We start from the raw sequence: 18,630 nt of genomic DNA, 5'->3' as shown, positions 1-18,630 counted from the left end.
CGTTGTTGCTGCTGCCCACGCTGTATCGGCGGTTCGGTGGGGCCTGAAGAAACCGGGATTGAGGAATCGGCACCGACACCCTACATGGGGGATGCCGGCTTGCCGGCTATGGCGATAAATGATGCCGTGTAATAGACGCAGCGGACCCGGGGGCAGTACCCGGCGGCTCCACCATAACCACCCTGTTGTCGGGGGCATGTATGGGGCCGAACCAGGATCGACGTGTGTTCAAAGACGGTGTTTTTGCCCGGCCTGAATGAGCCGTTAAACCGTTCAAAACCCACAAATGCCAACGACAACGAGGCATTCGCGATCGCAGCGTAACTGAGGTCTTCACCGACCAAGGTTAAACTGGCCGAAAGCGCGGTTCGGGCCACACCGGGCAACAGAAGTGGACTCCAGCGGCCGGAGGGGGGCCGGGCAACAGAACCCCCTCACCGATTTCGCCGAACACGGCCCCCCGACCCAAAGGCAACACGGGGGGCCGGGCAACAGAACCCCCTCACCGATTTCGCCAAACACGGCCCCCCGACCCAAAAGCAACGTGGGGGGCCGGGCAACATTACCCCCTCACCGATTTCGCCAAACACGGCCCCCCGACCCAAAAGCAACGTGGGGGGCCGGGCAACATTACCCTCTCGCTTTCAATTTTCCGGCTGTGTCTTGACCTTGGCGGCGGCGCGCGCCAATCGGTTGCGCGAACCTTAATCCGGGGCAGACCTGTGAACGACACCACGCCCGACAGCCTGATTCCGTACGACGAGATCGTGCAGGATGCGCTGCGCGGGGTTGTCACCCGCGTGCTGAAGCGCATCCAGGAGGAAGGCGGGCTGCCCGGCGGCCATCACTTCTACATCGCCTTTCGCACCCGCGCGCCCGGCGTGGTGATCCCGCAGCACTTGCTGGAACGCTATCCCGACGAGATGACCATCGTCATCCAGCACCGCTATTGGGATCTGGAAGTGGGGCCGGAGCAGTTTTCGATCGGCCTGTCGTTCAACCAGATGCCGTCGCTGCTGACCATTCCTTATGATGCAGTGGTGGGCTTCGTTGATCCGGCGGTGAATTTCGCGCTGCAGTTCCCGCCCAAGGATGGCGAGGGGCCATCCGAACCGCCGGCCGGGCCGGATTCGCCAGAGCCGCCAAAGCCGGATGATGGCGGCGATGATGATGGCAGCAATGTCGTCACGCTGGACAGGTTCCGCCGCAAGTGACGCGCTTTTCCCGTCCGGATGTGCCCGCCCGCGGCCCAGAGCGGCGCGGCCTGATGTTCGTGCTGTCGTCGCCATCGGGCGCCGGCAAGACAACGCTGTCGCGCGCGCTGCTGGCCGAGGATGGCGACATCACGATGAGCGTTTCGGCCACCACCCGCCCGCCGCGTCCGGGCGAGGTGGACGGGGTCGATTATTATTTCGTTTCGCCCGACCAGTTCCAGACCATGATCGAGGGCAATGCCCTGCTGGAATGGGCGACCGTGTTCGGCAACCGTTATGGCACGCCGCGCCGCCCGGTGGAGGATTCGCTGGCCGCCGGGCGCGACGTATTGTTCGACATCGACTGGCAGGGCACCCAGCAATTGCAGCAGACGGATGCGGCATCCGATCTGGTGCGGGTGTTCATCCTGCCGCCGCACCTGGCGGAACTGGAACGCCGGCTGATCGGCCGCAACACCGATCACCCCGAAGTGATCGCCGATCGCATGGCCCGCGCCTGTGACGAGATCCGCCACTGGGGCGAATATGATTATGTGCTGGTCAACGACGATGCCGAGACCTGCCTGAACGAGATCCGCGCCATCCTGAAGGCCGAGCGTCTGCGCCGCAAACGGCAATTGGGCCTCGCCAATTTCGTGCGCGGCATGCTGGGCGAATGATGCGTGTTGCCCCGCTGCTCGTGGCCCCGCTGCTGCTGGCGGCCACGCTGCTGGGCACCTGCGCCGGCATCGTTCTGCAGCAGAGCGCCCTGGCGGGACTGCCGGGGGGACTCGCCGTGGCCCTGCTGGCGACGGCGCCGGTGATGGCCCTGCCCCTGGCGGCGCTGGAGGGGGACCGGCCCGGCTGGCGTGGGGGGCTGGCCGCCGCCGCCGCCTTGGCCGGGGTCAGCCTTGTGGCGGGTCTGGTGGGGTTGCCGGGGGCCTGACGCGCCGGTCGGCTTCCTTGGTGGCCCAGTGGACCAGGTCGGCCAGATCCAGGGCCAGGGGCTCCCGGCCGGCGGCGGCGGCGATGGCTTCGAGCTGCTCCCCCACGCGGCTGATCTGCGTCAGGAAGGCCGCAGCGAAGCCGGGGTCGTCCTGGATCACCGGCTGCTGGCGGGCCCAGGCCTCGATCGCCCCGGCCCCAGGCAGGCCGCCCCTGGCCTGGCCGGCGATGGCCTGCAGGGTGCGCAGGCCATGGGCCAGGAGCCGCAGGTGGTGGCGCTCCAGGGTGGGCAGCAGGGTGGCCTCCAGCTCCTGCAACTCATCAGGGCTGAGCACGGCTCAGGGGGCGACGGGGCCGGCGGGAACGGGGTTCTCGGCGACAGGGGCGATGCGGAAGCCGCAGCTGTGGCCCCCCTCCAGCCGCCAGTGGACCCTCTCCACGGCGCAGTCGGGGAAGGTGTGGCGGATCAGGCGCAGTTCCTGGTCGCAGACCACCGGGTACTGCTCGGCGATGCGCATCACCGAGCAGTGGAATTCGCTGATCACCCAGGCGGGCGTGTCGTCGTTGGCGGCGGGGGCGTCGTCGGGGCGGCATTCGGCCACGTAGCCCTCCTTGCGCCGCAGCTCCACCAGCCGCTCAAGCCGCAGACTGAGGGGACCGCTGCCGATCAGGCGCCGGTAGTCGGCCGCCTTTTCTTCGGCCTGCTGGCGCAGCACCAGCTCCAGGGTGTCCGCCGGCAGGCTTTCGGTGAGGGTGTGGAGCAGGCCGAGGGCGAAGTTCTCGCTGCCATCGGGAAAGCGGCCCTGGCCCTGGGTGGTGAGCCGCCAGCGGTTGCTGGGCCGGCCGGGGCCTTCATGGGAGGGGCTGGCCTCCACCAGGCCATCGTCCTCGAGGCTGCGAAGGTGGCGACGCATGGCCTGCACGGACACGCCCAGGGACTCCGCCAGCTGGGACGCCGTCGCTTCGCCTTCCCGCAGCAGCACCGACAGGGCCGCCTCCCGGGTGGGATGGGCTCCCTCAGCGGGGCCGGCTGGGGGGGAGGAGGACTGGGCGGGGGCGCTCATGACGGGCGTCTGACCCAAACGACGGGCGTCTGACCAAAACACGATGCCACGCACGCCGGGGGATTGGGGGCCCGGCCGTGGTGGCCGCCGGGGCGTCACAATGACCTTTCCACGCCGTCAACGGACCACGCCTGTGCCTTAGGCTCCCGCAGTAACGAAACCAAAGTGTTTCGTTATTCGATCCACCGGTGCGCGCAACCGACGCTCTGCCCATGACCGACGCTTCCACCACCACGACCCCCGCCGCCGGTGCCGAAAGCCTGGAGGTGATCCGCCGTTTCGCGGAAACCTACGCCCAGCGCACCGGCACCTATTTCTGCAGCGATCCGGGGGTCACCGCCGTGGTGCTGGAGGGTCTGGCCCGCCACAAGGACGAGCTGGGCGGCGCCCTCTGCCCCTGCCGTCACTACGAAGACAAGGAGGCCGAGGTGGCCCAGGCGTTCTGGAACTGCCCCTGCGTGCCGATGCGGGAGCGCAAGGAGTGCCACTGCATGCTCTTCCTCACCGAAGACAACCCCTTCCGGGGCGAGCAGCAGACCATCAGCCTCGAAGAGATCCAGTCCCTCGCCGCCGGCTGAGCCGGCCCCTTCACCATGACGAGCACCGCCACTGTCGGCGATCTGGTGAGCCAGCCGTACAAATACGGCTTTGTCACCGACATCGAAACCGAGAAGATCGCCAAGGGCCTCAGTGAGGACGTGGTGCGGCTGATCTCCGCCAAGAAGAACGAGCCCGCTTTCCTGCTGGATTTCCGCCTGCGGTCCTACCGCCAGTGGCTGCAGATGGAGGAGCCCGACTGGGCCAGCCTGGGTCACCCGCCGATCGACTACCAGGAGATCATTTATTACGCGGCCCCCAAGCAGCAGGAGAAGAAGGCCAGCCTCGATGAGGTGGACCCGAAGCTGCTGGAAACCTTCGAGAAGCTCGGCATCCCCCTGAGCGAGCAGAAGCGCCTTTCCAACGTGGCGGTGGATGCGGTGTTCGACAGCGTTTCGATCGCCACCACCTACCGGGAGAAGCTGGCCGAAAGCGGTGTGATCTTCTGCTCGATCAGCGAGGCAGTGAAGGACCACGCCGACCTGATCGAGAGGTACCTCGGCACGGTGGTGCCCGGCAATGACAACTACTTTGCCGCCCTCAACTCCGCCGTGTTCAGTGACGGCTCCTTCGTGTTCATCCCGAAGGGCGTGGAATGCCCGATGGAGCTCTCCACCTACTTCCGGATCAACTCCGGAGACACCGGCCAGTTCGAGCGCACCCTGATCGTGGCCGAGGAAGGGGCTTCGGTGAGCTACTTGGAGGGCTGCACGGCGCCGATGTTCGACACCAACCAGCTGCATGCGGCGGTGGTGGAGCTGGTGGCCCTCGATGACGCCTCGATCAAGTACTCCACCGTCCAGAACTGGTATGCGGGCGATGAGAACGGCAAGGGCGGCATCTACAACTTCGTCACCAAGCGGGGCCAGTGCCGCGGTGATCGCAGCCACATCAGCTGGACCCAGGTGGAAACGGGCTCGGCGATCACCTGGAAGTACCCCAGTTGCGTGCTGCAGGGGGCCGATTCGGTGGGCGAGTTCTACTCGGTGGCCCTCACCAACAACCGCCAGCAGGCCGACACCGGCACCAAGATGATCCACGTGGGCCCCCGCACCCGCTCCACGATCGTGAGCAAGGGGATCAGCGCCGGCCACTCCTCCAACAGCTACCGGGGGCTGGTGCAGCTGGGCCCCAAGGCCGTAGGCGCCCGCAACTACAGCCAGTGCGACTCGATGCTGATCGGCGACCAGGCGGCCGCCAACACCTACCCCTACATCCGCTCCCAGCAGCCGGACGCCCGCATCGAACACGAGGCCAGCACCTGCCGCATCTCCGCCGACCAGCTCTTCTATCTGCAGAGCCGGGGGATCGCCTTCGAGGAGGCGGTGTCGATGATGGTGAGCGGCTTCTGCCGCGATGTCTTCAATCAGCTGCCGATGGAGTTCGCCGCCGAAGCCGACAAGCTGCTGGCCCTCAAGCTCGAGGGTTCAGTCGGCTGAATCCGGCCTACGGCCACCCCGGCCGCCCCAACGCTTCTTCCCCCGTCCCTTCCCTGCCCTTTTCTCCCCCGCCGTGATCCGCCCCGACGCTCCCGTACTGCTCGAGATCCATGATCTCACGGCCCGCGTGGAGGACCAGCCCATCCTTAAGGGGGTGTCCCTGACGATCCGCGCCGGTGAGATCCACGCGGTGATGGGCCGCAACGGCAGCGGTAAGAGCACCCTCTCCAAGGTGCTGGCGGGCCACCCGGCCTACACCGTCACCGGCGGCACCGTGCGCTACATGGGCGACGACCTGCTGAGCCTGGAGCCGGAACTGCGGGCCCGGGCCGGCCTGTTCCTCGGCTTCCAGTACCCGGTGGAGATCCCCGGGGTGAGCAACCTGGAGTTCCTGCGGGTGGCCACCAACGCCCGCCGCGCCGGCAAGGGGGAGGAGGAGCTCGACACCTTCGCCTTCGAGGACCTGGTGCGCGAACGGCTGCAGGTGGTGCAGATGGATCCGGCCTTCCTGGAGCGCAGCGTCAACGAGGGCTTCTCCGGCGGCGAGAAGAAGCGCAACGAGATCCTGCAGATGGCCCTGCTCGAACCCCTGGTGGCGGTGCTCGATGAAACCGACTCCGGCCTCGACATCGATGCCCTGCGCATCGTGGCCGGCGGCGTGAACCACCTGGCTGGCCCCGACAACGCCACCCTGCTGATCACCCACTACCAGCGGCTGCTGGATGTGATCACCCCCGACTACGTGCACGTGATGGCGGCCGGGCGGATCCTGCGCACCGGCGGCAAGGAGCTGGCCCTGGAGCTGGAGGAGCGCGGCTACGACTGGGTCGACGCCGAACTGGCGGCCCTGGAGCGCACACCGGCGGAGGTGGGCTGAGATGGTGGCCGCTTCGCTCTCCACCCCCACCGCTTCGGCCGGCGCCGGCCCCGGCAGCTGGGTCACCGCCCTGCTGGCGAATGCCGCCGGTGGCGCCGATGCCCTGGCAGCCCAGGCCCTGGCGCAGACCCCGCTGCCCTCGCGGCGCGTGGAGGCCTGGCGCTTCACCGACCTGGCGCCGCTGACCGCCCTGAGCCCCACCCTGCACAGCCCCGCTTCGGCGGCGGCGCAGCCTGAGACGGCCGCCGGCAGCCTGCGCCTCAACCTCGATGGCCACAGCGACCCCCTGGCCGGGATCAGCCTGCCGGCGGGCCTGGAGCCCATCAGCGGCGCAGAACTCGATGAGACCCTGGGCCAGGTGCTGGCCACCACCGCCAGCACCGAGCTCTGGCCCGTGCGGCTCAACGGCGCCACGGCCCGTAACGTGCTGGCCCTGCGGGTGCGCGGCGCCGTCGCCACCACCCTGGAGCTGGTGAGTGACGCCGGCGATGGCGAGGGGATCCTGCCCCTGCGGCTGCTGCTGGTGCTGGAACCGGAGGCTTCTCTGGAGATGCTGCAGGTGCACCGCTCGGGCGGCGCCAACCTCACCAGCGTGGTGCTGGAGGCCCGCCTGGGTGAGGGCGCCGAGCTGCGCCACGGCCTGCTGGCCCCCGGTGCCGATTCGGCTTGCCTGCTGGCCACCGTGGCGGTGGAGCAGGCCACGGGCAGCCGCTACAGCGGCGTCAGCGCCCACGGCGGCTGGGCCCTGGGGCGGCTGGAGCCGCGGCTGGTGCAGCGCGATGGGGCGGCCCACAGTGCCCTCAAGGCCCTGCAGCTGGCGGATGGCCGCCAGATCAGCGACACCCACAGCCAGATGGTGTTCGAGGGGCCGGACGGGCGGCTGGAGCAGCTGCACAAGGCGGTGGCCGACGGCCAGGGCCGCAGCGTGTTCAACGGCGCCGTGCAGGTGCCAAGGCTGGCCCAGCGCACCGATGCGGCCCAGCTGAGCCGCAACCTGCTGCTCTCGGACCGGGCCCGCATCGACACCAAGCCCGAGCTGGAGATCGTCGCCGACGACGTGCGCTGCGCCCATGGCGCCACCGTGAGCCGGCTGGAGCAGGACGAACTCTTCTATCTGCAGAGCCGCGGCATCGCCGCCGACCAGGCGGCCCGGCTGCTGCTGCGGGGCTTCTGCGAGGAGGTGCTGCAGGAGCTGCCCGCCGCCGCCGCGGTCTGGCAGCCCCTGGCCAGCCTGCTGGGGGAGCAGGGACGATGACACCGACCTCCACCAACTCCCCGATGGTTGCGGCGCCGCCGCTGGCGGGCGCCCCGGTGGTGGCCGACCTGGCGGTGCAGACGCGCCCCGATTTCCCCCTGCTGGCCCAGACGGCCTGCCTGGGGCAGCCGCTGATCTACCTGGATTACGCCGCCACCAGCCAGAAGCCGCGCCAGGTGCTGGAGGCGCTGCAGCAGTACTACAGCCTCGACAACGCCAATGTGCACCGCGGCGCCCACCAGCTGAGCGCCCGCGCCACCGACCATTTCGAGGCGGCCCGGGGCAAGGTGGCCGCCTTCATCGGTGCCGCCAGTGCCCGGGAGATCGTGTTCACCCGCAATGCCAGCGAGGCGATCAACCTGGTGGCCCGCACCTGGGGTGACGCCAACCTGGGCGAGGGCGATGAGGTGCTGCTGTCGGTGATGGAGCACCACAGCAACCTGGTGCCCTGGCAGCTGCTGGCGGCCCGCACGGGCTGCGTGCTGCGCCATGCGGGCGTCACCGAGAGCGGCGAGCTGGATCTGGAGGACCTGAAGGCCAAGATCAGCGATCGCACCAAGCTGGTGAGTCTGGTGCACGTGAGCAACACCCTGGGTTGCCTCAATCCGATCGAGGCGGTGGCCGAGCTGGCCCATGGGGCCGGCGCCCTGCTGCTGGTGGACGCCTGCCAGAGCCTGCCCCACAAGCCGGTGGATGTGGCCGCCCTGGGGGCCGATTTCCTGGTGGGTTCGTCCCACAAGCTGTGCGGCCCGACGGGCATGGGCTTCCTCTGGGCCCACGAGGCGCTGCTGGAGGCGATGCCGCCATTCCTGGGGGGCGGCGAGATGATCCACGACGTCTACCTGGATCACAGCACCTGGGCCGATCTGCCCCACAAGTTCGAAGCCGGCACACCGGCGATCGGTGAGGCGATCGGCATGGGCGCCGCCCTCGATTACCTGCAGAACCTGGGCATGGAGCGCATCCACGCCTGGGAGCAGCAGCTCACCCGGCGCCTGTTCGAGCGGCTGCAGGCCATCGACGGGGTGCGGATCCTGGGGCCGACGCCGGACCAGCAACCCGACCGGGCCGCGTTAGCGGCGTTCAGCGTGGACGGCCTGCACGCCAACGACATCGCCGCCCTGCTGGATTCCGCCGGCATCTGCATCCGCAGCGGCCACCACTGCACCCAGCCCCTGCACCGCCACTACGGCCTGGCCAGTTCCGCCCGCGCCAGCCTGGGCTTCACCACCACCCCGGAAGAGATCGACCGCTTCGCTGAAGAGCTGGAAGGCACGATCGGGTTTTTGAGGGAGCACAGCTGAGGGTGGAGGGGCCATGAGCCTCATGCTGGCGGCCATCGAGGTGGTGGCGGCCATCGTGATCGACCTGTCGGAACAGCGGCTACGGGCCCTCGATGCCAGCGGCACAACGATCTATGCGGCCCTGGTGTCGACGGGGTTGACGGCGTCGCCCACACCCACGGGGCGGTTTGTGATCGGCACCAAGTACGCGGCCACCTCCCTGGTGGGTGACGACTACCGCACCCCCGTGGCAGGACGCCGCCCGCCAGTGCTACGGAGTGCGCCGCAGCCAGGGCTGCATCCGCACCAGCCAGGCGACGGCGAAGTGGCTGTTCGCCCGCACGGCGGTGGGCACGCCGGTGGTGATTCAGCCGTAGCCGTAGGGGGGGGTTGCGGTGTAGGGCCTGCACGCCAACGGCACCACTGCACTCAGCCTCTTGCCACTGAACAGGAGAAGAGCACGTCTGCAGGTTCGGAAGACCCAGATGTCGCGCGTCGGCTCTGAAACTTGCCTATGGATGTCTCAAACGCATAGAGTTCGATTCGTATCGTCATGAACATGTGGTTATCGGACCCGTGAACCACAGCTATCGTGGGCGGGTATTGAGCACAGGAGATTGATATTGCCATGGTTTTGGAGGATGTCGGTTCGATGCCTCGACGCGGTTCACGGAATGGAGAGGTAGAAGGCGCGTGGTTCACGGAATCTCCCAATGGCTAGTTATACCGATGAAGCAACAGTGCCATGAAAGTCATCCTTCTGGGCAATGCAGGAGCAGGGAAGAGTACCTTGTCTAGGTTGATGATTGCGAAGCAACCAGCCACTCGGCTATCGCTGGATGAGGTGGCGTTTAGCGGCGGCACTGACAGACGGCCACTTCAAGAGAGCATTGAAGATGTTAAAAATTGGATTCTAGGTCACTCTAGCTGGATCATCGAAGGCTGCTACGCGGACATAATTGAGCATATTCTGGTCTACTGCGATGAGCTTATCTTTCTTAATCCTGGAGTAGATGCATGCGTGGCTCACTGCCGCTCGAGACCTTGGGAGCCAGAGAAGTTTCGTTCCCTCTATGAGCAAGATGAGAACCTGGACAACCTTATCCAATGGGTTTGTTCCTACGAGAAGCGTTCAGACGAGTATGGTCTTTCCAGGCACCGAGCCCTCTATGAATCCTTTCATGGCAAGAAATCTGAATTTACGCATCCAAGTCAGTATGCAGCGGTATAACATCCAGATACAGAAGACGGGAGCATAGGCTTGTGGGCATGCATAGATCTCGGCCCGCTTCTGATCTGGGCGTTAGACTGAAGAACTACCAAAGTAGGCACTGATCATGAGACTACTTACTAAATACCAGTTAGCGTTAAGGGCGCTAATTGAAATCAAGCATCAACTCAATATTGTTGTTGTCGGGGCCAATGATGGCAAGACAAATGATCCCATTTATGGCTTCGCTATGAGAAGGTCCGGCGCAACCCGCATCCTTCTCATTGAACCCAACAAGCCGTTACTTCCATATCTACACAGCAATTACTCATCGCACCCCTCTTTTCAGATCGCGAATTGTGCAATTGGCAAGGAGGGAACGTTAACCCTTTATGCCGTTAAGCCAGAAGCTTGGGATCTTTTCCGGCCCACCTACGCAAAAGGCTGGCCGTCATATAGAGCCGCAACGGGTATTACATCAGCTATTAAATCTCACCTTGAAGAAGCCATGGTGGGTCAGAATCTTGATTCAGATAGTATGATTGATACTCTCATCATACCCTCCAGGAATCTCAACTCTCTCCTGGAGGAGCTTAAGTGGCCGACACATATTGATGTTCTCCAAATTGATGCCGAGGGATATGACGATGAGGTGATATATAACTCTAGTCTCAGCAGCACAAGGCCTAGGTTGATATACTTTGAGAGTCACAATATGTCAGCTGAAAAAGGTAAGTCCCTCAAGGGCTATCTGTCTCGGCTGAGCTACAATAATTTTTGCCTTGGGGGAGACACCCTGGCCGTTGATAGTCGAATGAATCCGACGTGCATTTTACTCAATTTGGCGATGTCAATGCATAGTGCTACGGAAATCGCCTTTCGTCTGATTAAGAGTTCATGGAAAATCTTATCTTAAGGCGAAAGAAAGGCGTCGCGCTCTGGCAAATCGCTGCACCGGAAGTCAATTCTGCTGCGCTTCATTGCTGCAGGTCAGCTTGGCCGTTCTGCTCTGATCTCCTGCGCCAGTTAGGGGTTGTTGCGCCCATCACCTCTGAGGACCTGATCGGTCCGGCCTTGGCGGGAATGCGCCGGATTCACTACAGCCCCTTGGTCACCTTGCACGGATCTCCACGCAGGCGAGCGGGAGCTCTTTGGCTCGGCCTGACGCAGCCATCACCAGGCTGGCCGGCCGCCCCTGCCAACAACCCGGATTTGCCAGCCGTTATCGACGTGCTTAGGGTCTGGCTGTTCTTGGTGACCGCATCGATGGGATTCCCCTTCCCCCATGGCGTCACGTCCTATCTGTCCGGGGGGGTGCTGTTCATCGGACTGGGATTGATGATCATGTGCCTACCCCTCGGTGTCAAAGCCGGAGCGAGTTCCGTCCTGAGCCCCACGCTCACCTACGTCACGCCGCTCACCGCTGAGCGGAGCTCGGGCGACTGGCCCCTGCTGTTCGCCCTGACCATGGTGCTCGGCACCTGGCTGTACGCGGCGACCCACCAGGCGTTCTTCGTCACGGCGGTGGGCTGGTGGCGGCTGGCGCTGGGGGGGCTGCTGGTGGAGTTCGGCACCCGGCTCTCCTCGGGGTGCACCTCCGGCCACGGCCTCTGCGGCGTCGCTTCGTTCTCGAGGGCCTCGCTGCTGGCGGTCGCCGTGTTCATGGAGGTGGCCATCGTCACCGCTCGGATCGTGCTGCTGATGGGGGTGACCCCCATGAAGCGTCTGATCGCGATCCTTCAGGGTGGTGGTCTGTTCGGCTATGGGCTGGCCTTGAGCGGCATGGCCAGGCCGGAGGTGGTGCTGAGCTTCCTGGAGCTGCGCGACCTCGGCCTGCTGCTGGTGATGGCGGCAGCCCTGGCCAGCCTCGGCATCGGCAACGGGCCGGTGCTGATCGGCCTGGCCGGGATTTTCGTGGGCGCCTACCTGCAGGGCGTGCAGCCTGTAGAGGGCGCCGCCTTCCAAGGCGTCCGGGTCGATGGAGCGAATCAGCTCGGATTCGAGCATTGACGGGCCGTGATCAGGGGACTCCATGCTGCAGCAACCGCCCACCGGGATCAGGCGAACCTGCTCTCTTGCGAGCTTGTTTGCGAACGCAACGCCAGGGGCCAGATCCAGCAAGGCTGTGCGGGCCATCGAGGGCTGATCGATCGTCCCAGTGGGCCCGGCTCTGGCGCAGGAAATGGACCGATCACGGAGTCCATGGCTGAATGGGAGCCGCCGGAGGCCTTCAGCGGTGGTTCGAGTTCACTTGGTTGACGATGCTGTTCCAGGTCAGGCATTCGCTGCGCTATCGCTACGAACGCCCTGTGTTCCTGGAGCCCATGACGGTGCGGCTCACGCCGCGGAAAAATGTCAACAAGCGGCTGTCGCACCATCAGGTGCGCGTGAAGGACGAGCCCGCCGGAGCATCCGTTCACCCGCTACCTGCTGTGGAAGGATCTAGCGCCCTACGCCTGGTTCGGTTCTGCGGATAGAGCCTATCGTCGAGGCCGCGAGGAATCAAGCTCCAGGCCGCTACTGCTCAGTCGCAGCCGGCAAAGTTCAGCCACGGGTATGAACAAGCAGCTGCAACTTAGCCATCAATCAATGATGTGCAATCCCTTCAGTACAGGCGAGGGTAGGACATCTCCTTCTGCGATCGGGTCCAGTTGCAAGTATTTGATGCTGGTCCAGGGAATGCAGAACAACGTCCCGTTCGCCTCGATCACAAATTTGTTGTTGGTCAAGATATCCTTGAACAGATTGGTGCGTTGGATGAGGTCATCACGCTGCTCAGGAACGAGAAAGGAGAGTTTCTGATTTTCGGTCAGAAAAATGGTCAATTGCCGGTCCTGGGGAGACACTCTTGTTGGAGGCTGACTGCACTTGGAGATTAGTATGGAACCCCGGGATTGCAAGGCGCCAGGGGCTGAACCGAATGCTGTGGTCGGCCAGGCAGTTCAGACGGGAGCAGGGGCGGGGATCCTGGTCTCGCTCTGTCTCTCCACCTGGCTCGGCCGGCGTTGCGTCAACTGGTGCTACTTGGGGTGCAGGGCTTCCTGCATCGCGGGTGCCAGCTACGGTACGTTCGGAGCCAACTGGCCTGCGACGTACCAAAGCAGCGTGGATGCGCCTGGGGGCCGCCTGGCGTTGCACTTCCATCCAGGCTTCAGGCTCATGTATGAACTGCTTGGCTTGAGTGCGACGCACTTTGAGGCCAGCTATCTGCAGGCGCTGAAGAAGTCGATCGGTGTCTCTGACCAAGACGTTCTCTCAGATGAGGTGCTCTGCCAATCCTTTCTGGATGCATCGCGCGAATGTTTGCCATAGGGCGCTGAGGGGCTTGTCACCGACGCCACGATGCTCTACGAAGCCTGGCCCTTCGATATGAATAAAGTGATGCGACCGATCCACTTCTGGCAGGGAACGGATGACAAACTGTTGCCTGAATCCATCAATAGAACGGTGGCAGACAAGACCCCCGGAGCCATCTGGCATTCCATCAGCGGCGGAGGCCATTTCATCGCCCTCAGCCATGCGGACGAGATTCTTGCCCAGGTGGCCAGTGATCTCGATGGCCATGGGCATGGATAGGGCCACCATGACGCCTCAAGTACCCACCATCCCCCCAGCGCCGAGATCCATTCAGAAGGGCACGCCCCTGAAGCACCTGCTGGGCCAGGAGACCATTAAGTCTCTGGCGCAGAATATTCAGTATGTAGATCCAGACTTTTCGGCCAGCCGATTCTGTGATTCTGCACTGGCAGGCCTTGAACCGTTGACCATCATGCAGCGAGGCCTGCACATCGCCAAGGCGCTTCGCGAATTCCTCCCAGGGAACTACGAGGACGCTGTTCAAGTCCTCATGGCGTCGTTGACGCCGGAGAAGTCAGAGACAGATGACTTGGGATTGGCAGGCTTTTTCTATCTGCCCCACAGCTTCTTCGTTTCTGAATATGGGCAAGATGAACAACACAACACCGGCAACGACCCTTTTGAAACGTCGATGCTCGCATTGCATGCCCTCACCACGCGATTCACTTCGGAATTCGCCATCCGCACATTTCTGATCAAGCAGCAAAAGCGCACGCTGAAGACGGTTGACCAATGGATCACTGACCCCAACCCGCACGTGAGGCGCCTCTGCAGCGAGGGGACTCGGCCCAGGCTCCCCTGGGGCAAACGCCTTCCTTCGTTTGTTGCCGACCCGAGGCCAACACTGCCCATCCTTGAATCCCTGAAGAACGATCCTTCCCTGTACGTCCGCCGCAGCGTTGCCAATCACCTGGGGGACATCGCCAAAGACCATTCGGAACTCGTCTATGCCACCTGTGAGCGCTGGCTGCAGGACGGTGCCTCCGCAGACCTGCAGTGGCTGATCCGCCATGCGGTTCGCTATCCAGCCAAGCAGGGAGATGCACGGGCACGAAAGATTCGTGCAGCCGCTTGCTAGCATCCAATAAGATCTTGGCATCGAATGAAGAACGATGTTCTGATTTGCGTTCCAGCCGAGCTCTTCATGGGCAGTCAGCGTCAACTCCATTGTTCCGATTCGCGCTCCTTGCCATTGTTGCCCTCGCCACAGGCGGCTCCGCTCCTGGCTATGCAGCCCAAGATGCGGCCAAGTTTGGCCCGGCCTGGACATCCGTCGACTGCAAAGCTTTCGAGGTTCCTGCCACCATCGCCGCCCAGTCGGATTGCGGCTATGTCACCGTCCCCGAACTCCATGCGAAGCCCCAGGGGCGCACCATCCAGCTTGGCGTGGTCCGCACACGCAGCACGGGCACAACCCCTGCGGCTGATCCCCTGTTCGTTGAGCAGGGAGGCCCCGGTGATTCCACCATCGGCGACATTGCCAATGGAGCCCTGCCGAAGTACCCCGAACTCCCGGCCTTGCTGCAGGGCCGTGATCTGATCTTCGTGGAGGAGCGGGGGACGAGGTATGCCAAGCGTTTCCTGTTCTGTCCTGAGCTGAATGTCCACAACATTGCTGTGGCGCAGGGGAAGCAGAGCTATACCGACCCGAGCTGGATCAGGGCCTGTAACGCTCGGCTGAGGGCCCAGGGGATCAATCCCAGCGCCTTCAACACCCGCGAGAATGCAGCTGATATCTACGCCGTCGCTGAATCGTTGGGCTATCCGGCCTTCAACTACTACGGCGTGTCCTACGGCACGTTGTTGGGGCAGTACGTCATCGTCCAGGCGGACAAGCACAAGCCGAAACTCCGCAGCGTGATCCTCGATGGCGTCGTGCGGCCGGATCTGGATTTCAATCTGGCCTCGAGTCATACGATCAGCTACGCCCTCAGGAATGTGTTTCGCGCCTGCACGCAGGATCAACAGTGCAATGCGGCCTATCCGAATCTGGAGCGGACGTTTCTGGCGATCGTTGATCGGCTCAACCAGAAGCCCATCCCTCTGACGTTGACGATTCCCTCGAGTAAGGCGACCTTCACCACCCAGCTCGACGGCACGGCCTTCGTCACGGGTGTCGTGGCTTATCTCGCTCGGCCCTATTCCGGTGAATCCGCCCGCGGCAGTTCCCTGCCCTGGTTCATCCACGCCGCCAGCCAGGACAACTTCGGCTGGATCGCTGAATCCCTGTCTGATCTCGAACCGAGGGGGGCCAGGGAGTTGTATCACACGGTCGTCTGTGCCCGGAGTCGATCGGTTCGGCTCCAGCCCGCCCAGGTGCTGCCGCCGCCCTATCCCCAGCTGCTCCCCCTGGGCCTGCGCGAAGCCGAAGCGGTGAACAACGTCTGCGACGTGCTCCAGGTGGAGCAGAAACCTCCCTTTGTCCATGCCAATCCGCAGATCCCCACCCTGGTGCTGAATGGCAGCGACGACCCGATCACGCCAGCCCCCTACGGAGAAGCCGTGGCCAGCAATCTCACCACCGCCTACGTGTTCACCTTTCCCGGTGTCGGCCATGGGTCGCTGTTTGCGCCGCCGGGGATGCCTGCAGCCGCCTGCGTGACACAGATCGCCGCCGACTTTCTGGCCAACCCCAGGCAGGCGCCCGACAGCCGCTGCCTGGCCCAGGTCAAACCGGCGTTTGTCGTTGAGTGAGCGCTGCCAGGCTGGCGACGCCAGGGCCCGGTGATGCCGCAGACGATCGTTTCCACCCTCTCCCGTGCTGAGCGGCTGTCGATCGCCGGCACCTACTCCCTGACGCTGCTGGAGAACCTGTGCATGCTCGCCTATCCGGCCATCACCGGCTGGGCGGTCGACGGGTTGCTGAAGGGCAGCTACCGGGGCCTGTCGGCGTTGATCGCCGTTTGGCTCGTGCACCTGGTCACGGCGTTCGTGCGCCAGCGCTTCGACACCCGGGTCTTCATGGGCCTCTATGCCCGCCTCGCCGTGCTCACCGTGGCCGAGCAGAAGCGCCTTGGCTACGGCACGAGCATCGTGTCGGCGCGGGTCGAGATGATGCGCGACATGGTCGGCTTCTTCGAAGCCGATGTGCCGGCGATGTTCTCCCAGGTGGTGACCGTGCTCGGCTCGCTGGTGATGCTGTTCACCTACGACCTCGAGGCGGGCTTCATCGCCATGGCGGTGCTGCTGCCGATGGGGCTCGTCAACGCCTGGTACTGGCGGCGCGCCCTGCGGTTGCACCGCGGCCTCAACGACCAGATCGAGCGCGAGATCGAGGACATTGAGGCGGCGCGCCCGCTGCGCCTGCGTCGCCACTTCGGCCGCGTGCGGCGCTGGCATGTGCAGCTTTCCGACAGCGAGTCGTGGACCTGGACCGTGACGGAGCTTGCCACGATCGTGGCCCTGGTGGTGCTCCTGATCGACTTCACCCGATCGACAAGCTTCAGCGCCGGCGCCATCTATGCCGTGCTCGCCTATGTGTTCGATTATCTGCAGGGCCTCGACAGCGCTCCGGCGCTGGTGAACAACGTTGCCCGGCTCCGCGACATCCGGGCGCGACTGGGCAACGCTGAGGCGGCTGATTGAGCGGAGGCGGCACCTTGCCGATGTCCACCCCACGCCCCCATGCCGCTGATTCAGGTGAAGGTCAAACCGGGAGCCCGGACCAGCCAGCTGACGCTGCTGGCGGATGGCACCTACCGCGCTGATGTCAAAGCCCTTCCCACGGACGGGAAGGCCAACGACGAACTGATCCGTCTGGTCAGCCAGCTGTTCGGTTGTGCGCGATCCGATGTAACGATCAAGGCCGGCAGGACGTCTCGTACGAAATGGCTGGCCGTTGATGCTTAGGTTCGTTCAGCACGGCATCGTGGCGTGTGCGCGTCTGGCTGAGTCATGGTTGTCGTCTCTGAGATCGCCCCCGACCTGTTCCGGCTCTCGATCCATGTGCCGGAGTTCGATCTCCAGTTCAACCACTTCCTGGTGCGCGACGCGGAGCCGCTGCTGTTTCACGCCGGGCTCAAGGGCATGTTTCCGGCCCTGCGCGACGCCGTGGCCTCGCTGATCGATCCCACCCAGCTGCGCCACATCGCCTGGAGCCATTTCGAAGCCGATGAAATCGGTGGCCTCAACCACTGGCTGGAGCTGGCGCCCCTGGCCCAGCCTGTCTGCACCCTCGTCGGCAAGTTGGTGAGCGTGGATGATTTCGCCCTCCGTCCCGCCCGTGGCATGGCGGCCGGCGACGTGCTCAGCACCGGCCGGTACCACTTCCGCTTCCACCGCACCCCCCACCTCCCCCATGGCTGGGACGCCGGCCTGCTGTTCGAGGAGAGCCGCCGCACCCTGTTCTGCTCCGATCTCTTCCACCAGTTCGGCGATGTCGCCGACGTGACGTCCTCGGACCTGATCGGTCCGGCGCGGCAGGCGATGCAGCAGATGCAGAGCGGCCCCCTGGCCGACACCATGCCCTACACCAGCCGTTCGGCCGGCCTGCTGCAGGGGCTGGCCGCGCTGCAGCCGCAGACGCTGGCCGTCATGCACGGCTCCTCGTTCACCGGCAGCAGCGAGCAGATGCTCATCGATCTGGCGGGGGTGATCGAGGAGGGGTTTGAGGGGGGCTGAAGGGGCACGCTGCTGCTACAGCCCCAAGCGCGTATACTCCATGTATAGCCGCGACGCTCCCATGCAGACGCGAGTCCAGAAGTGGGGAAACAGCCTTGGTGTGCGGATCCCGCGCGGTCTGGCTGAGCAGATCGGCCTGGGCGCTGGTACCGAGGTGAGCCTGAGCGCCAAGGATGGAGAGTTGGTTGTGAAGCCCTCCCTTCCCACGCGCCTCAGTCTGGATGATCTTCTTGAGGAAGTGACAGCTGCCAATCTCCATTCCTCCGTTGATACAGGAGAGGCTGTTGGACTGGAGATCTTTTGATGTCTCCGGCGTATATCCCTGATCGTGGCGACCTGGTGTGGCTGGAGTTCACGCCACAGTCGGGTAGTGAGCAGGCTGGAAGGCGTCCGGCCCTTGTGATCTCGCCAAAGTCCTACAACGGCAAGGTCGGATTGGCTTTGTTCTGTCCAGTTACATCCAGAGTCAAAGGATATCCTTTTGAGGTGCTCTTGCCGGAGGACAGTGCTGTGGTTGGCGTCGTTCTTGCCGATCAGCTCAAGAGCCTCGACTGGCGTACAAGAAAGGCCTGTCTGATTGAGAAGGCTTCTCCTGATGTGTTGGTCATGGTGGGCGCAAGGCTCCTGCCGCTTCTTGACCCCGACACTCTTTCCACTCGCTAGGTGTGTAGTCCCACCAGGTTGTTCAGCTGACGATTGGGTGTGAGGTCGCCAGGGTCGGGGTGTCACCGCCCGTCCCAAGACCTCACCCCCCATGCATAGCCACCCACTGGCCCGTCTGACGCCGATC

At 64.2% G+C, this 18,630-nt stretch carries 24 protein-coding genes and 1 pseudogene; 21 read left to right on the top strand and 4 right to left on the bottom strand.

Features of this window, described 5'->3' with window-relative positions; genetic code table 11:
* Nucleotides 1-722 precede the first annotated feature (722 nt).
* Genes VB739_RS13455 through VB739_RS13445 form a run of 3 tightly spaced genes read left to right on the top strand, consistent with a single transcriptional unit; the run spans nt 723 to nt 2,139 of the window.
* Nucleotides 723-1,214, top strand: a complete 492-nt coding sequence (locus tag VB739_RS13455) for an SspB family protein (RefSeq protein ID WP_323357554.1) — start codon at nt 723-725, stop codon at nt 1,212-1,214.
* Nucleotides 1,211-1,873: a guanylate kinase gene (gene gmk, locus VB739_RS13450; RefSeq protein WP_323357553.1), complete on the top strand. Its 663-nt coding sequence runs from the start codon at nt 1,211-1,213 to the stop codon at nt 1,871-1,873. The genes VB739_RS13455 and gmk overlap by 4 nt, the downstream gene beginning before the upstream one ends.
* The gene (locus tag VB739_RS13445; RefSeq protein WP_323357552.1) at nt 1,873-2,139 is read left to right on the top strand and encodes a hypothetical protein; all 267 of its coding nucleotides are present in this window, start codon (nt 1,873-1,875) and stop codon (nt 2,137-2,139) included. The genes gmk and VB739_RS13445 overlap by 1 nt, the downstream gene beginning before the upstream one ends.
* Here VB739_RS13445 and VB739_RS13440 read toward each other — a convergent pair.
* Nucleotides 2,099-2,473: a hypothetical protein gene (locus VB739_RS13440; protein WP_323357551.1), complete on the bottom strand. Its 375-nt coding sequence runs from the start codon at nt 2,471-2,473 to the stop codon at nt 2,099-2,101. The genes VB739_RS13445 and VB739_RS13440 overlap by 41 nt on opposite strands.
* Before the next feature lie 3 nt (nt 2,474-2,476).
* Nucleotides 2,477-3,202 (bottom strand): iron-sulfur cluster biosynthesis transcriptional regulator SufR, encoded by a 726-nt coding sequence (gene sufR / locus VB739_RS13435; RefSeq protein WP_323357550.1) that lies wholly within the window; start codon nt 3,200-3,202, stop codon nt 2,477-2,479.
* A gap of 212 nt (nt 3,203-3,414) precedes the next feature.
* On the opposite strand from sufR, the gene VB739_RS13430 reads away from it, so the two are divergent.
* The 11 genes and pseudogenes from VB739_RS13430 to VB739_RS13380 all read left to right on the top strand — a co-directional run bounded on the left by VB739_RS13430 (nt 3,415) and on the right by VB739_RS13380 (nt 12,340).
* A complete protein-coding gene (locus VB739_RS13430; protein WP_323357549.1) occupies nt 3,415-3,780 on the top strand; it encodes a ferredoxin-thioredoxin reductase catalytic domain-containing protein in 366 nt (121 codons plus the stop codon).
* 15 nt (nt 3,781-3,795) lie between these two features.
* Nucleotides 3,796-5,238, top strand: a complete 1,443-nt coding sequence (sufB, locus tag VB739_RS13425; protein WP_323357548.1) for a Fe-S cluster assembly protein SufB — start codon at nt 3,796-3,798, stop codon at nt 5,236-5,238.
* Between the two features lie 73 nt (nt 5,239-5,311).
* Nucleotides 5,312-6,115: a Fe-S cluster assembly ATPase SufC gene (gene sufC, locus VB739_RS13420; RefSeq protein WP_323357547.1), complete on the top strand. Its 804-nt coding sequence runs from the start codon at nt 5,312-5,314 to the stop codon at nt 6,113-6,115.
* Between the two features lies 1 nt (nt 6,116).
* Complete coding sequence (sufD, locus tag VB739_RS13415; RefSeq protein WP_323357546.1) at nt 6,117-7,370, top strand: Fe-S cluster assembly protein SufD; 1,254 nt, start codon at nt 6,117-6,119, stop codon at nt 7,368-7,370.
* A gap of 23 nt (nt 7,371-7,393) precedes the next feature.
* Nucleotides 7,394-8,674, top strand: a complete 1,281-nt coding sequence (locus VB739_RS13410; RefSeq protein ID WP_323357556.1) for a SufS family cysteine desulfurase — start codon at nt 7,394-7,396, stop codon at nt 8,672-8,674.
* 13 nt (nt 8,675-8,687) lie between these two features.
* Nucleotides 8,688-8,849, top strand: a pseudogene (locus VB739_RS13405) (L,D-transpeptidase family protein); the annotation flags it as partial.
* 31 nt (nt 8,850-8,880) lie between these two features.
* On the top strand, nt 8,881-9,030 hold the full coding sequence (locus VB739_RS13400) for a L,D-transpeptidase (protein WP_323357545.1): 150 nt from the start codon (nt 8,881-8,883) through the stop codon (nt 9,028-9,030).
* 368 nt (nt 9,031-9,398) lie between these two features.
* The gene (locus tag VB739_RS13395) at nt 9,399-9,884 is read left to right on the top strand and encodes a hypothetical protein (RefSeq protein WP_323357544.1); all 486 of its coding nucleotides are present in this window, start codon (nt 9,399-9,401) and stop codon (nt 9,882-9,884) included.
* Between the two features lie 106 nt (nt 9,885-9,990).
* Nucleotides 9,991-10,779, top strand: a complete 789-nt coding sequence (locus tag VB739_RS13390; protein ID WP_323357543.1) for an FkbM family methyltransferase — start codon at nt 9,991-9,993, stop codon at nt 10,777-10,779.
* A 350-nt stretch (nt 10,780-11,129) separates the two neighbouring features.
* Nucleotides 11,130-11,873: a YeeE/YedE family protein gene (locus tag VB739_RS13385; RefSeq protein ID WP_323357542.1), complete on the top strand. Its 744-nt coding sequence runs from the start codon at nt 11,130-11,132 to the stop codon at nt 11,871-11,873.
* 251 nt (nt 11,874-12,124) lie between these two features.
* Nucleotides 12,125-12,340, top strand: a complete 216-nt coding sequence (locus VB739_RS13380; protein ID WP_323357555.1) for a transglutaminase N-terminal domain-containing protein — start codon at nt 12,125-12,127, stop codon at nt 12,338-12,340.
* A 105-nt stretch (nt 12,341-12,445) separates the two neighbouring features.
* On the opposite strand, the gene VB739_RS13375 is transcribed toward VB739_RS13380, so the two are convergent.
* Together VB739_RS13375 and VB739_RS13370 are read right to left on the bottom strand one after the other, a co-directional pair.
* Nucleotides 12,446-12,688 (bottom strand): hypothetical protein, encoded by a 243-nt coding sequence (locus tag VB739_RS13375; protein WP_323357541.1) that lies wholly within the window; start codon nt 12,686-12,688, stop codon nt 12,446-12,448.
* A 430-nt stretch (nt 12,689-13,118) separates the two neighbouring features.
* Nucleotides 13,119-13,427: a hypothetical protein gene (locus VB739_RS13370; RefSeq protein WP_323357540.1), complete on the bottom strand. Its 309-nt coding sequence runs from the start codon at nt 13,425-13,427 to the stop codon at nt 13,119-13,121.
* On the opposite strand from VB739_RS13370, the gene VB739_RS13365 reads away from it, so the two are divergent.
* The 7 genes from VB739_RS13365 to mazF all read left to right on the top strand — a co-directional run bounded on the left by VB739_RS13365 (nt 13,420) and on the right by mazF (nt 18,503).
* Nucleotides 13,420-14,298: a DNA alkylation repair protein gene (locus VB739_RS13365; RefSeq protein WP_323357538.1), complete on the top strand. Its 879-nt coding sequence runs from the start codon at nt 13,420-13,422 to the stop codon at nt 14,296-14,298. The two genes, VB739_RS13370 and VB739_RS13365, sit on opposite strands and share 8 nt — an antisense overlap.
* Before the next feature lie 308 nt (nt 14,299-14,606).
* Nucleotides 14,607-15,914 (top strand): alpha/beta hydrolase, encoded by a 1,308-nt coding sequence (locus VB739_RS13360; RefSeq protein ID WP_323357537.1) that lies wholly within the window; start codon nt 14,607-14,609, stop codon nt 15,912-15,914.
* 33 nt (nt 15,915-15,947) lie between these two features.
* Nucleotides 15,948-16,805 (top strand): ABC transporter six-transmembrane domain-containing protein, encoded by an 858-nt coding sequence (locus VB739_RS13355; protein ID WP_323357536.1) that lies wholly within the window; start codon nt 15,948-15,950, stop codon nt 16,803-16,805.
* A 39-nt stretch (nt 16,806-16,844) separates the two neighbouring features.
* A complete protein-coding gene (locus tag VB739_RS13350) occupies nt 16,845-17,069 on the top strand; it encodes a DUF167 domain-containing protein (protein WP_323357535.1) in 225 nt (74 codons plus the stop codon).
* A 45-nt stretch (nt 17,070-17,114) separates the two neighbouring features.
* On the top strand, nt 17,115-17,840 hold the full coding sequence (locus VB739_RS13345; protein ID WP_323357534.1) for an MBL fold metallo-hydrolase: 726 nt from the start codon (nt 17,115-17,117) through the stop codon (nt 17,838-17,840).
* Nucleotides 17,841-17,880: 40 nt separating this feature from the next.
* On the top strand, nt 17,881-18,144 hold the full coding sequence (locus VB739_RS13340; protein WP_323357533.1) for an AbrB/MazE/SpoVT family DNA-binding domain-containing protein: 264 nt from the start codon (nt 17,881-17,883) through the stop codon (nt 18,142-18,144).
* Entirely contained in the window at nt 18,144-18,503 is a 360-nt protein-coding gene (mazF, locus tag VB739_RS13335; protein ID WP_323357532.1) for an endoribonuclease MazF, read from the top strand. The genes VB739_RS13340 and mazF overlap by 1 nt, the downstream gene beginning before the upstream one ends.
* Nucleotides 18,504-18,630: the final 127 nt, after the last annotated feature.

It is taken from the genome of Cyanobium gracile UHCC 0281, assembly GCF_034931305.1.
Classification (GTDB): domain Bacteria; phylum Cyanobacteriota; class Cyanobacteriia; order PCC-6307; family Cyanobiaceae; genus Cyanobium; species Cyanobium gracile_A.
This window is presented reverse-complemented; position numbering and strand designations above follow the sequence as displayed.